General features: G+C 44.7%; 15 protein-coding genes. 8 read left to right on the top strand and 7 right to left on the bottom strand.

Going from position 1 to position 12,607, the window contains the following annotated elements:
• Positions 1-24: 24 nt before the first annotated feature.
• The gene (gene pdhR, locus A136_RS15040) at positions 25-786 is read right to left on the bottom strand and encodes a pyruvate dehydrogenase complex transcriptional repressor PdhR (RefSeq protein ID WP_009847596.1); all 762 of its coding nucleotides are present in this window, start codon (positions 784-786) and stop codon (positions 25-27) included.
• Between the two features lie 483 nt (positions 787-1,269).
• Entirely contained in the window at positions 1,270-1,869 is a 600-nt protein-coding gene (gene ampD / locus A136_RS15035) for a 1,6-anhydro-N-acetylmuramyl-L-alanine amidase AmpD (RefSeq protein ID WP_017063243.1), read from the bottom strand.
• A gap of 83 nt (positions 1,870-1,952) precedes the next feature.
• Here ampD and nadC point away from each other — a divergent pair, with 83 nt between their 5' ends.
• The 8 genes from nadC to yacG all read left to right on the top strand — a co-directional run bounded on the left by nadC (position 1,953) and on the right by yacG (position 9,036).
• Complete coding sequence (gene nadC / locus A136_RS15030) at positions 1,953-2,843, top strand: carboxylating nicotinate-nucleotide diphosphorylase (RefSeq protein WP_017063242.1); 891 nt, start codon at positions 1,953-1,955, stop codon at positions 2,841-2,843.
• 253 nt (positions 2,844-3,096) lie between these two features.
• Positions 3,097-3,507, top strand: a complete 411-nt coding sequence (locus tag A136_RS15025) for a pilin (RefSeq protein ID WP_017063241.1) — start codon at positions 3,097-3,099, stop codon at positions 3,505-3,507.
• On the top strand, positions 3,508-5,193 hold the full coding sequence (gene pilB, locus A136_RS15020) for a type IV-A pilus assembly ATPase PilB (protein WP_017063240.1): 1,686 nt from the start codon (positions 3,508-3,510) through the stop codon (positions 5,191-5,193).
• A gap of 15 nt (positions 5,194-5,208) precedes the next feature.
• The gene (locus A136_RS15015) at positions 5,209-6,438 is read left to right on the top strand and encodes a type II secretion system F family protein (RefSeq protein WP_017063239.1); all 1,230 of its coding nucleotides are present in this window, start codon (positions 5,209-5,211) and stop codon (positions 6,436-6,438) included.
• Between the two features lie 65 nt (positions 6,439-6,503).
• A complete protein-coding gene (locus A136_RS15010; RefSeq protein WP_017063238.1) occupies positions 6,504-7,373 on the top strand; it encodes a prepilin peptidase in 870 nt (289 codons plus the stop codon).
• A 2-nt stretch (positions 7,374-7,375) separates the two neighbouring features.
• Positions 7,376-7,990: a dephospho-CoA kinase gene (gene coaE, locus A136_RS15005; RefSeq protein WP_017058946.1), complete on the top strand. Its 615-nt coding sequence runs from the start codon at positions 7,376-7,378 to the stop codon at positions 7,988-7,990.
• A 26-nt stretch (positions 7,991-8,016) separates the two neighbouring features.
• Positions 8,017-8,757 carry a cell division protein ZapD gene (zapD, locus tag A136_RS15000; RefSeq protein WP_017063237.1) on the top strand — a complete coding sequence of 247 codons (741 nt, stop codon included), beginning with the start codon at positions 8,017-8,019 and terminating at the stop codon, positions 8,755-8,757.
• 81 nt (positions 8,758-8,838) lie between these two features.
• Positions 8,839-9,036, top strand: coding sequence for a DNA gyrase inhibitor YacG (yacG, locus tag A136_RS14995; RefSeq protein WP_004735515.1), 198 nt, complete (start codon positions 8,839-8,841; stop codon positions 9,034-9,036).
• Between the two features lie 304 nt (positions 9,037-9,340).
• On the opposite strand, the gene rplS is transcribed toward yacG, so the two are convergent.
• The 5 genes from rplS to A136_RS14970 form a co-directional block, all read right to left on the bottom strand.
• Positions 9,341-9,694 carry a 50S ribosomal protein L19 gene (gene rplS, locus A136_RS14990; RefSeq protein WP_004735514.1) on the bottom strand — a complete coding sequence of 118 codons (354 nt, stop codon included), beginning with the start codon at positions 9,692-9,694 and terminating at the stop codon, positions 9,341-9,343.
• Positions 9,695-9,753: 59 nt separating this feature from the next.
• Entirely contained in the window at positions 9,754-10,494 is a 741-nt protein-coding gene (gene trmD, locus A136_RS14985) for a tRNA (guanosine(37)-N1)-methyltransferase TrmD (RefSeq protein WP_017061056.1), read from the bottom strand.
• A 26-nt stretch (positions 10,495-10,520) separates the two neighbouring features.
• Positions 10,521-11,075: a ribosome maturation factor RimM gene (gene rimM, locus A136_RS14980; protein WP_017063236.1), complete on the bottom strand. Its 555-nt coding sequence runs from the start codon at positions 11,073-11,075 to the stop codon at positions 10,521-10,523.
• A gap of 24 nt (positions 11,076-11,099) precedes the next feature.
• Positions 11,100-11,348: a 30S ribosomal protein S16 gene (gene rpsP / locus A136_RS14975; protein WP_004410028.1), complete on the bottom strand. Its 249-nt coding sequence runs from the start codon at positions 11,346-11,348 to the stop codon at positions 11,100-11,102.
• 212 nt (positions 11,349-11,560) lie between these two features.
• Positions 11,561-12,607 (bottom strand): signal recognition particle protein (locus A136_RS14970; RefSeq protein WP_017063235.1); only part of this gene is annotated, 1,047 nt, incomplete at its 5' end.

The raw sequence follows: 12,607 nt of genomic DNA, 5'->3' as shown, positions 1-12,607 counted from the left end.
ACGTAAAAAGCCGAAGTATTACGGCTATTTACCCTGTTGAATTCGACGTAAAGAACGTTCGCGACGCGATTCTTCTTTGGTCAAATCCATCAATGTTTCTTCGATGTAAGCTAAATGAGAGTGTGACATTTCACGTGCCTGTTCTGGCTGTCCTGAAACGATCGCATCTACAATGTTAGCTCGATGTATACTCACTTTCTCCACAACGTCTTTACGACGATGCAACAGCTTTAAATTTTCTAAGACATTTTGTTCGAGTAACGGAGCCAAGCTACGAACAATGTGCAATAACACCACATTGTGCGCTGCCTCTGTTAAAGCAATAAGAAAAGCCATCACTGCTGCAGATTCGGCTTCAATATCACCCTTATCTTGCGCACCGCGAATTTTTTCTTGGCATGCTTGAATTCGAGCAAAGTCTTCATCAGTGCCACGCAATGCCGCGAAGTAAGCCGAAATCCCTTCCATCGCATGACGCGATTCCAACAAGTCTAGTTGGGTTTCAGAATGGGACGACAACAAATTAAGCAAAGGATCTGAAAAGCTTTTCCAGATATTTTCGCTAACAAACGTACCTCCACCTTGACGGCGAGTAAGCAAGCGTTTTGCTTCTAAACGTTGTATCGCTTCTCGGATCGAAGGACGAGACACATCGAACTGTTTCGCCAGTTCGCGCTCAGGCGGCAGCTGCTGCCCTGGAGCCAGTGTTCCTTCCACTATCAACCTTTCTAACTCTTGTTCGATAACATCGGAGAGTTTTGGCTGACGAATCCTTTGATAAGCCATAGTTTGTTGTTCTTCTTTTTCTTCGCTGACAATTGGTAATACCAATTTTAAGTTGGGCAGAAATTAACATAATTAAAACGCCACTGTCCAGCCTAAAATTGACCTGCATCATAGAATACAGCGTGAATTAACCATGATTTAACAAATGAAATTTAAAACAGCAACCAAATTGGTCTTACCATTTACAGGGGTAATACTTTTGGGGAGTGTTCGTGCTTGAAAGTTTCAGGATAAAAATGAATTGTTTCAGAAAGATTAGTGTCACTCGTTTAAAAATCGAACCAAGCGCACATTTAGGGTGGAAATTCTGTTCATAAGTTTTAATAAATGAGTGTTTGATAAGCTCGTCACACTCTCGATTTATTGATGCGCTTCTCTTCACCACTTTCTTTACATCGCAACAACAAAAATTCACAAGTCATTATGATAGGCGTTGACTATTCAACGCCCACCAGCGGTAAGGCTATCGTCAAAAACAGAGGCCTAAGCTTGGAGCTTTCTTTTAAATTTTTGCCAATCGAACACCAAGCCAGGGTCAGTTTTACGCAGGGGTGCTATGTATTGATGGCCAGTGATACGTTCGCTGGTGATTTGAGGGAACGTCGATACTATCGTTTCTGTTAATTTGGCAAGCGCTTGATACTGCTGCTCGCTATAAGCCACAAAGTCACTGCCTTCCAGTTCAATACCAATCGAATAATCATTACACCTTTCACGCCCTGCAAAGCTCGACTGGCCAGCATGCCAAGCTCGGTCTAAGAAAGAAACGAACTGCACCACTTCCCCATCGCGACGAATCAAACAGTGCGCCGACACGCCCATTTGGTGAATCACCTTAAAAAACGGGTGTTCCTTCGGGTCAAGTTTGCCCGTAAAAAACTGTTCGATGTAAGGCCCACCAAATTGCCCCGGAGGTAAACTAATGTTGTGAACCACCAGCAGAGAGATATCGTCGACGCTAGGTCTAACATCAAAATACGGGGAAGGAACATGCCGAGCGTTGTCATACCATCCGTTGAAGCTGATCGTCATCTTGGTCTCACTTTCTTTTCTGCTAGCACAATAAGATGTGACCTTACCCATAGAGCAGTCACGCTAGCCTCTTTAATTTGAAGTTAAGCAAGAGTATCATTCCATTCCCACTCCCTTTCAAGATTAGATTTGCGATGAAAAACACACATAACAGCCACCAACGCCTTGACTACTTAAAAGAGCAACTGCCTCTAGAGATCACTCGCTCAGTGGCTGAGACCATCAAAGAAGATCTAGGCGGAACGTTAGATCCAGCGGCTGATATTACGGCAAGTCTAATCCCAGCAGACGCAATCAACAGCGCTACCATCATTACCCGTGAGCACGGTGTGTTCTGTGGTAAAGCTTGGGCTGATGAAGTGTTTAAGCAATTGGGCGGTGAGGTAACTATCGAGTGGAACGTAGAAGATGGCGACAAGGTTGAACCAAACCAAACGCTTTGCACGCTAACTGGCCCAGCACGCGCGCTATTAACGGGTGAGCGTAACGCAATGAACTTCATTCAAACGCTATCTGGCTGTGCGACTGCTACTGCTATCTACGCAGACAAAATCAAACACACTGAATGCCGCCTGTTGGATACTCGTAAAACGATTCCTGGCCTACGCAGCGCACTGAAATACGCAGTGGCTTGTGGTGGCGGTTTCAACCACCGTATTGGTGTGTTCGATGCTTACCTAATCAAAGAAAACCACATCATCGCTTGTGGTGGCATTGAGAAGGCTATCTCTACTGCAAAAGAGCTGAACCCAGGTAAACCAGTAGAAGTTGAAACCGAAAGCCTAGAAGAGCTAGAGCAAGCGATCAGCGCTGGCGCAGACATCATCATGCTAGACAACTTCACCACAGACATGATGCGTGAAGCGGTGAAAATCAACGCTGGCCGCGCAGCATTAGAGAACTCAGGCAATGTAACATTAGACACGATTGCAGAGTTCGCTGAAACGGGTGTTGATTACATCTCGGTAGGCGCTTTAACCAAGCACCTAAAAGCAATGGATCTATCAATGAGATTCAAAGCGTAATTTACTGAATAATAAATAATTTCTGTAAAGGCACTGTTAATAACGGTGCCTTTTTTATTGCCTGAATTATCAATATTTCAAGCAGTTATTTAAGTTGATCGCATAATTTTGCGCGCTATATGAAACACTACACCAATAAATACCAAACCACTCGCGACCACACCTGAACACCATTCCACAACCCCATATCAACTTCTATTCTTTCCATCAACCAGTGCCTGCACTGAAACAAACTAAACAATGGAATAGAACAATGAATAACAAAAATAGAAGAACAAATCAGAAAGGTTTCACGCTGATTGAATTGATGATTGTGGTGGCGGTAATTGGGGTATTGTCTGCTATTGCGGTACCTCAATATCAAGATTACGTAAAGAAAAGTGCTTTGGGTGCAGCTTTAGCTTCCGTAACTGCATATAAAACAAATATCGAAGATTCAATCGCGTTTGAAAATGAATTCCCGGCAATTTCAGCCGCATTTGGTATTGGTACTATTAACTCTACATCTGCCGCGATCACAACAACCGGACAAAACGCAATAGTTGCAACAATCACCGAAGGCGCAGGGGAAAATGCCACTGTAACGTTAACTAGACAAAATGCTACCGGCGAATGGTCATGTGCCCATAACCAAAGCACAATTAATTTAACAGGCTGCTCATAAGTGCTAACCAACCTCCCGACCGTTCTTCGTCAGGCTGACTTGCTTAGCCTGACTCAAGAACAAGCTGTTGCGGAACATATACAAGCTTCAGGTGTTTCTACACCTGAAGCTTTGCTCGTTCTGGATTTCTTCAGCGGCGATTCCTTAGCAAACAACATTAAAACCATCTTCGGCTTACCGTTAGTACAACTTGCCAATGTTGATTATGAAATCTTATGTGACCAATTAGGGCTTCGTGAACTGATAACCAAGTATCGTGCTCTCCCGATTTCAGTCTCTAGCTCGACTCTCACGCTCGCCTCTGCTGACCCTACCGACTTGCAAGCGGAAGATGACTTTCGATTTGCGACCGGATTACAGATTGAATTGGTTGTCGCCAACTACTCAGAACTAGAAGGCGCAATACGAAAGCTGTATGGCCGTTCGATTTCCGGGCAAGACTCCAAACGCAAAGAGATCACTCAAGATGAACTCGCCAATCTTGTTGAGGTGTCTGACGACGAGATAGCGTCGATTGAAGATCTCAGCCAAGACGACTCCCCTGTCAGCCGCTTTATCAATCAGATACTGGTTGATGCGGTTCGTAAGGGTGCATCAGATATCCATTTTGAACCTTACGAGGAACACTACCGAGTACGCCTGCGTTGCGATGGCATCCTTGTCGAGATCCAACAACCCGCCTCTCACTTAAGTCGTCGTCTATCTGCTCGCTTAAAGATCCTCGCCAAGCTTGATATCGCTGAACGCCGTTTGCCTCAAGACGGTCGTATTAAGTTACGTTTGAACGACGATCTGGCGATTGATATGCGAGTATCAACTCTACCGACCTTATGGGGTGAAAAGATCGTACTGCGACTGCTTGATAGCAGCGCTGCTAATTTAGATATCGATAAGTTAGGTTATAGCGAAGATCAAAAAGCACTCTACCTCGATGCCCTGAAGCGCCCACAAGGTATGATCTTAATGACAGGGCCTACCGGCAGCGGAAAAACCGTGTCCCTTTATACTGGCCTTCGAGTGCTCAACACAACTGAACGCAACATCTCAACAGCTGAAGACCCTGTGGAAATTAACCTATGTGGTATCAATCAAGTACAAGTGACACCTAAGATCGGCTTTGGGTTTGCTGAGGCACTGCGATCATTTTTGCGACAAGATCCTGATGTTGTAATGGTCGGTGAGATCCGAGATTTAGAAACTGCAGAGATCGCTATCAAAGCATCGCAAACGGGTCACTTAGTGCTTTCGACTCTTCATACTAACTCTGCAGCGGAAACCGTCACTCGGCTCGCCCACATGGGTATTGAACCATTTAACTTAGCGTCCTCGTTAAGCTTAATTATCGCCCAACGACTGGCAAGACGATTATGCAACCACTGCAAAGAAAATGACGACTCGCCAGACATATTCCTGCGTCACTCCATTCCTAACAGCCAAACCATCTACAAAGCGAGTCCTAAAGGTTGCAATGAGTGTAACCAGGGTTATTCGGGGCGAGTGGGTATCTATGAAGTGATGCCGTTTAGCGATCAACTGAAAAGCAGCCTGATCGACAAACCGAACGCGTTGGCCATTGAAAACTTGGCTCGCCGAGAAGGCATGAGAACTCTGCAAGAGTCGGGGCTAGATAAATTGCTTGAAGGCACCACCAGCTATCAAGAGCTGCAACGTGTTCTGTACATATAAACCAATGGAGCACCAATGAGTAGCAAGTCCAAACAATCACAATTAAAAAGCTATCACTGGAAAGGCATTAACAGCTCAGGCAAGAAAGTGTCTGGGCAAACGTTAGCGCTCACCGAATTGGAAGTACGAGAAAAGCTCAAAGAACAACATATTCAAATTAAGAAAATCAAAAAGAAAAGTATTTCAGCCGTCACTCGTTTAACCCATAGAGTAAAAGCCAAAGACATCACTATTTTGACTCGGCAGCTTGCTACCATGCTGGCCACTGGTGTGCCTATCGTACAAGCCATCAAGTTGGTGTCGGACAATCACCGCAAAGCTGAAATGAAATCGATTCTATCGCATATCTGCAAAGGTGTAGAAGCCGGAACGCCAATCTCAAAAGCAATGCGAACCGCAAGCCGTCACTTTGATGATCTGTATACCGACTTAGTCGCAACGGGCGAACTTTCCGGTAATCTCGCGCAAGTATTCGAACGCTTGGCAACTTATCGAGAAAAGAGTGAACAGCTAAAGTCTAAGGTTATAAAAGCACTTATTTACCCAGCGATGGTGGTCATTGTTGCACTGACTGTCTCTTACCTAATGCTGACCATGGTTATTCCCGAATTTGAATCGATGTTTTCAGGTTTTGGTGCCGATCTCCCTTGGTTTACTCAACAAGTTCTTCATCTTTCTCATTGGATGCAGGCTTACAGTTTTTATACGGCTGTAGGCATCGGGCTTGTTGTCCTGATTATTTACCAACTGTGTCAGCGTTCCCACTCGATCAGACTGTCTGTTAGTCGGCTGGGATTACGCTTCCCTGTTCTTGGTGGCGTATTAGCCAAAGCATCCATAGCCAAATTTAGCCGAACCTTATCAACCAGCTTTAGTTCTGGCATTCCAATTTTGATGAGCCTCAAAACCACGGCAAAAACCGCAGGCAACCTGCATTATGAGTCGGCCATCATTGAAGTTCACCGAGAAACGGCTGCTGGCATGCCGATGTATATCGCAATGCGCAATACCAATGCCTTCCCTGAAATGGTGTTACAGATGGTGATGATCGGTGAAGAGTCAGGCAACCTTGATGATATGCTTAATAAAGTCGCTTCCATTTACGAGTTTGAAGTAGACAACACCGTCGACAATTTAGGCAAAATTTTAGAACCATTGATCATCGTATTTTTGGGAACGGTTGTTGGCGGGCTTGTGGTTGCGATGTACTTACCGATCTTTAATCTTATGAGTGTGTTAGGATAGTTAAAGCAACTAAACACCCATGAGCAGCAATCTCTGCTCACCTTGATTAAGTGGTAAAGGACACTATGGAAGTATTTCACTACTATCCTTGGCTATTCCCCGTATTAGCTTTCATTTTTAGCCTTCTTATCGGCAGCTTCCTCAACGTAGTCATACACCGTTTACCGATTATGATGGAACGCGAATGGCAACAAGAGTGCTCGGAATATTTCTCTCAATATAAAATTCCAGCGCCAGAGGGAAAGTTCAATCTCAGCATTCCTCGTTCAACCTGCCCGAAATGCAAAACCCAATTAAGAATCGTCGACAATATCCCAGTGTTAAGCTGGTTGCTCTTAAAGGGTAAGTGCCATAGCTGTGCTAATCCAATCAGTGCTCGCTACCCTTTGGTCGAACTGCTTACCGCAATACTTTGCACAATGGTTGCTAGCCACTTTGGTTTCAGTTACTACGCCATTGCTTTGATTTTTTTCACCTTCGCACTGATTACCGCGACCTTTATCGATCTCGATACCATGCTGTTACCCGATCAAATCACCTTGCCTTTAGTATGGTCCGGTATCGCTTTAGCATTGTTTAATATCAGCCCAGTATCGCTGCAAGATTCTGTGGTTGGCGCAATGGCTGGCTACCTGGCTCTGTGGTCTGTTTATTGGTTGTTCAAACTACTGACAGGCAAAGAAGGCATGGGTTACGGTGACTTCAAACTCCTGGCTGCGCTTGGCGCATGGCTTGGTTGGCAGCACCTACCGATGATCATCCTTTTATCTTCGCTTGTTGGCCTTGTGTTTGGTTTGATTCAACTTCGCTTGAAACAGCAAGGCATAGATAAAGCCTTTCCATTTGGGCCCTACCTTGCGATTGCGGGTTGGGTAAGCTTGATGTGGGGTAACGACATCATGGGTTGGTATTTCACTTCTGTACTAGGAATTTAACCATGGCAATCATTATCGGATTAAGCGGTGGTATCGCCAGTGGCAAAACTACGGTCGCTAACCTGTTCAATGAGCATTTTAATATAGATATTGTTGATGCTGATATCGTGGCACGTGAAGTGGTTGCGCTGGGCAGTGTCGGCTTAAAACAGATTACAGAACACTTTGGTGAGTCTATCTTGCTTGACGATGGAACACTCAACCGAAGTAGGCTGCGTGAGCTGATCTTCTCTGATCCTAAAGAGAAGCAGTGGCTCAATGATCTTCTTCATCCCATGATCCGTGACAAAATTGACAGTGACCTGTCTAAAATCACATCCCCGTATGGTTTATTAGTTGCACCGCTATTGGTGGAAAACCAAATGCAAGGCATGGCCGATCGCGTATTAATTGTTGATGTGCCAGCAGAAGTTCAAATAGAACGTACGATGAGTCGTGACAATGTTTCTAGGGAACAAGTTGCATCAATTTTAAAATCACAGGCTTCAAGAGAACAACGCTTAGCAGTTGCAGATGACGTGATTAAAAACCATACTAAAAACCAAGAACTTTTGCCTCAAATCACAGATTTACATCAAAAGTATCTGGCAATCAGTGCTGTAGATGGGTCAGAATAGAACAATGTTGAATGAAGGTTTGCTCGATGATCACCCATAAATTTGAACATCCTCTAAATGAGAAAACACGCATCTACTTAAGAGTCGAATCACTCTTGAGGCAGCTACACTTGTCTTCTACATTTTCCGATGCTCAACAGTATCAACTCTTTTTCCGTTCCATCTTTGATCTGATTGAAATCTTCGAACAGATCCAACTCAAGAGCGAACTCGCAAAAGATATTGAGAAGCAACGTGTAACCTACAAAAGTTGGTTGGATGTTGAAGGTGTCGATCAAGAGATGCTGACATCACTACTTAATGACATTGGTAACATCTATCGTGATCTGATGCAGGCAGAGCGTTTTGGCCAGTCACTTAAGGAAGACCGCTTCCTGAGTGCAATTCGCCAACGCTTTAATCTTCCAGGTGGTTCATGCTGCTTTGATCTGCCCGCACTGCATTATTGGCTGCACCTTCCTCTCGATAAGAGAATGCGAGATGCCAAAGCTTGGATGGATAGCCTACAGCCTCTGTATGAAGCGCTAACACTGTGGTTGAAGCTCACCAGAGAGACGGGTCACTTCAAAGAGCAAATCGCTCGTGCTGGCTTCTTCCAGAGCGATGCCGATGAAGCGAATATCCTTCGTCTTTCTATTCCGATGCAATACGGTGCCTACCCGATGATCTCCGGTCACAAGAACCGCTTTGCTGTTAAGTTCATGAGCTTTGAAACTGGGCAAGCCTGTACTCAAGACATCGAATTTGAATTGGCAATCTGCACCTAATTAATTTCCTTTTATAGTTTGGCTTGAGTCCTCACTCGAGCCTAAACTCACTATTATTACACCTTCAAATTAAGAATCACTATGTCGAAGAAAATCACCATCGTTAAATGCCCTCAATGTAATGCTGACGTTGAATGGGGCGAACAAAGCCCGCACCGCCCGTTTTGCAGCAAGCAATGTCAGATGATTGATTTCGGTGAATGGGCAGACGAAGAGAACAGCATCGCTGGCGCACCAGATATGTCAGATAGCGATGGTTGGTCGGAAGATCCGCACTAAGCGAGTAGCGAGTAGCGAGTAGCGAGTAGCGAGTAGCGAGTAGCGAGTAGCGAGTAAATTTTGAAGGGTTGGCGTTTAACGTCAATCCTTTTTTATTGCCTATAACACGGCGCTAGTAGAGATTCCCTACTCCTTTCTTCGTCAGTCTAGGGAATGACGGTTAAATATGAGTTTCGTCTGGTTTGTCATCCTCAAGAGTGAGGTACGAGCGAATTGGGGATCTCTTACCTGCTAAGCTCCAAATAACAGACACAAAAAAGCGGAGCCAAATGGCTCCGCTTTTATCGATAGAATGCAAAAAGAATTACTTCTTAGTAAGCTTCTCTTTAATACGAGCTGACTTACCAGAACGCTCACGTAGGTAGTACAACTTGGCACGACGTACTGCACCACGGCGTTTAACTTCGATGCTATCAACCATTGGAGAGTGAGTTTGGAACGCACGCTCTACGCCTTCACCGTTCGAGATCTTACGAACTGTGAATGCAGAGTGTAGACCACGGTTACGAATAGCGATTACAACGCCTTCGAAAGCCTGTAGACGCTCACGGTCACCTTCTTTTACCTTAACCTGAACTACAACAGTGTCACCTGGTGCGAATTTAGGAAGGTCTGATTTTAGTTGCTCTTCTTCAAGAGCCTTGATGATGTTGCTCATTTGTATAAATTCCTAGAATAAACTGATACTAAATTTAATAGGTTACTGCTTGCTTTTCGTTAAGAGCGTTGCTCTTTAATGAATTCAGCCAGTAATTGTTCCTGTTCGTCAGTCAGAGCTAGGTTTTCCAGGAGTTCTGGTCTTCTTAGCCAAGTTCGGCCCAACGATTGTTTTAATCGCCAGCGACGAATGTCCTTATGGTTTCCAGACTTGAGTACCGATGGTACATCTTTATCGTCTAGCACCTCAGGGCGCGTATAATGGGGACAATCTAGCAAACCATTTGCAAAAGAATCTTCTTCTGCTGAAGCGAAATCTCCAAGTACACCCGGAACAAACCGAGATACTGAATCAATCAGCGTCATGGCTGGCAGTTCGCCACCCGTCATCACAAAATCTCCAATCGACCATTCTTCGTCAACTTCAGATTGAATGATGCGCTCATCTACCCCTTCGTAGCGACCACAAATAAGAAGTAAATTCTCGTTTGTTGCCAGCTCTTCAACACCTTTCTGGTCGAGTTTACGACCTTGAGGTGAAAGATAGATAACTTTCGTCTTTCCCGGTGCTGCTTGCTTGGCCGTTGTGATAGCGTCGCGCAAAGGCTGAACCATCATTAACATGCCAGGACCACCACCGTAAGGTCTGTCATCAACAGTGCGATGTTTATCATGAGTGAAATCACGAGGATTCCATGTCTCAATAGATAAAAGACCTTTTTTAACCGCTTGACCTGTTACTCCAAAATCAGTAACAGAACGGAACATTTCAGGAAAAAGGCTAATAATGCCAACCCACATGTGTTCTCTCGCTCTGTAATTTGGAGTTAGAATCCAGGATCCCAGTCAACTTCGATCCGGCGAGCTTCGCGATCAACTTTCTTGATCACTTGCTCTTCAAGGTACGGTACTAACCGTTCCTTTTGGCCAAAAGCATCTTTAAGATTTGCTTTGATTACTAGAACATCGTTCGAGCCAGTTTCTAATAGGTCAGTGACCTCACCAAGGTCGTAACCTTTAGTGGTAAAAACTTGCATACCGAACAATTCGCGCCAGTAGAATTCATCTTCTGACAATTCAGGTAACGAAGCAGGGTCAATAGCAATTTCAAAGTTAGTCATCAGTTGCGCGTCTTCACGAACATCTAATCCCGCTAGCTTACATACATAACCTTGGCCATGACGTTTCCAGCTCTCAACTTTGTACTCAACCCACTTACCCTTTAGGTTTAAATACCAAGGGCTGTAATCAAATATGCTTTCAGCATTGTCTGTGTAGGAGAACACTTTGAGCCAGCCACGAATACCATAGGTAGACCCAAGTTTACCCATGACAATTCTATTATTTTGCTCGCTCATAGTTTCTTTACCCTTCATCGACATAAGCTATTTCTCTTTAAAAAAGAATTAAGCCGCTTTTTGAGCGTCTTTAACTAGCTTAGCTACACGATCAGATAGAGATGCGCCTTGACCAACCCAGTGGTTAACACGATCTAGGTCTAGACGTAGACCTTCTTCTTGACCTTGAGCTGTAGGGTTAAAGAAACCTACTTTCTCGATGAAACGGCCAGTTGCAGCGTTACGGCTATCCGCAACTACGATTTGATAAAATGGGCGCTTCTTTGCACCGTGACGTGCCAAACGAATGGTTACCATGTCGTCCTCTTTGCTTTCTTAATAAAATAATTAACCCCAAGTATAAGTAAATAGCTTGGGGTCTCGTGCCAAATTAAAGCCCCGGAATTTTACTCTTATTCCGGTGCAATGCAAGGGCTTTAGCTATTTTTTCACCAACATAGCTGCCGTACACTTTCTGTGACACGGCTAACACTATGAAAAGTAACGTAGCTAAAGCTTACATTTGTAGATTATCGACCAAACGGGTTAAAGCCACCACCCATTCCGCCCATACCTCCACCGCCGCCCATCATGCCTTGCATGTTGCGCATCATGCCTTTCATGCCACCTTTCTGCATCTTCTTCATCATCTTCTGCATTTGGGTGAACTGCTTAAGCATACGGTTTACATCTTGTACCTGTGTACCAGAACCAGCGGCAATACGCTTTTTGCGAGAGCCTTTGATTAGGTCAGGGCGTTGACGCTCTTTCATGGTCATAGAGTTGATGATCGCTTCCATTTGCTTGAACATCTTGTCATCAACTTTATCTTTAACGTTATCTGGTAGCTGAGACATGCCTGGAAGCTTATCCATCATGCCCATCATGCCGCCCATGTTTTGCATCTGACCTAGTTGTTCACGGAAGTCTTCAAGGTCAAAGCCTTTCTTCTCTTTGAACTTCTTAGCCAGTTTCTCTGCTTTCTCGGTATCAACGTTTTTCTGTAGGTCTTCAATAAGAGACAGTACGTCGCCCATACCTAAGATACGAGAAGCAACACGATCTGGGTGGAACGGTTCTAGTGCGTCAGTCTTTTCACCAACACCCAAGAATTTAATCGGCTTGCCTGTGATATGACGAACAGACAGAGCAGCACCACCACGCGCATCACCATCAACTTTCGTCAAGATAACACCGGTTAGTGGTAGCGCATCACCAAAGGCTTTTGCAGTGTTCGCAGCATCTTGACCTGTCATTGCATCAACAACGAACAGTGTCTCTACTGGTTTAATTGCAGTATGAAGCTCTTTGATCTCGCCCATCATCTCTTCATCGATAGCCAAACGACCCGCAGTATCGACAAGTAGCACGTCGTAGAATTTCTTCTTCGCGTGGTCGATTGCAGCGTTTGCAATATCAAGAGGTTTTTGATCAGCTGAAGATGGGAAGAAGTCTACGCCAACATCGCTTGCTAACGTTTCAAGCTGTTTGATTGCCGCTGGACGGTAAACGTCGGCAGACACAACCAAGACTTTCTTCTTGTCACGCTCAGTTAGAAGCTTAGATAGCTTACCTAC

Origin of the sequence: Vibrio crassostreae 9ZC13, assembly GCF_000272045.2 — a bacterium.
GTDB lineage: Bacteria > Pseudomonadota > Gammaproteobacteria > Enterobacterales > Vibrionaceae > Vibrio > Vibrio crassostreae_C.
The sequence above is the reverse complement of the archived record's forward strand: the minus strand, read 5'-3'. Positions and strand labels throughout refer to the sequence as shown.

What these genes read in the sequence shown, in the direction of transcription:
- zapD (WP_017063237.1), top strand. Translation starts at nt 8,017, where the DNA reads ATGATCACCCATAAATTTGAACATCCTCTAAATGAGAAAACACGCATC.
- coaE (WP_017058946.1), top strand. Translation starts at nt 7,376, where the DNA reads ATGGCAATCATTATCGGATTAAGCGGTGGTATCGCCAGTGGCAAAACT.
- A136_RS15015 (WP_017063239.1), top strand. Translation starts at nt 5,209, where the DNA reads ATGAGTAGCAAGTCCAAACAATCACAATTAAAAAGCTATCACTGGAAA.
- rimM (WP_017063236.1), bottom strand. Translation starts at nt 11,075, where the DNA reads ATGTCGATGAAGGGTAAAGAAACTATGAGCGAGCAAAATAATAGAATT.
- pdhR (WP_009847596.1), bottom strand. Translation starts at nt 786, where the DNA reads ATGGCTTATCAAAGGATTCGTCAGCCAAAACTCTCCGATGTTATCGAA.
- yacG (WP_004735515.1), top strand. Translation starts at nt 8,839, where the DNA reads ATGTCGAAGAAAATCACCATCGTTAAATGCCCTCAATGTAATGCTGAC.
- A136_RS15010 (WP_017063238.1), top strand. Translation starts at nt 6,504, where the DNA reads ATGGAAGTATTTCACTACTATCCTTGGCTATTCCCCGTATTAGCTTTC.
- trmD (WP_017061056.1), bottom strand. Translation starts at nt 10,494, where the DNA reads ATGTGGGTTGGCATTATTAGCCTTTTTCCTGAAATGTTCCGTTCTGTT.
- A136_RS15025 (WP_017063241.1), top strand. Translation starts at nt 3,097, where the DNA reads ATGAATAACAAAAATAGAAGAACAAATCAGAAAGGTTTCACGCTGATT.
- rplS (WP_004735514.1), bottom strand. Translation starts at nt 9,694, where the DNA reads ATGAGCAACATCATCAAGGCTCTTGAAGAAGAGCAACTAAAATCAGAC.
- nadC (WP_017063242.1), top strand. Translation starts at nt 1,953, where the DNA reads ATGAAAAACACACATAACAGCCACCAACGCCTTGACTACTTAAAAGAG.
- ampD (WP_017063243.1), bottom strand. Translation starts at nt 1,869, where the DNA reads ATGGGTAAGGTCACATCTTATTGTGCTAGCAGAAAAGAAAGTGAGACC.
- rpsP (WP_004410028.1), bottom strand. Translation starts at nt 11,348, where the DNA reads ATGGTAACCATTCGTTTGGCACGTCACGGTGCAAAGAAGCGCCCATTT.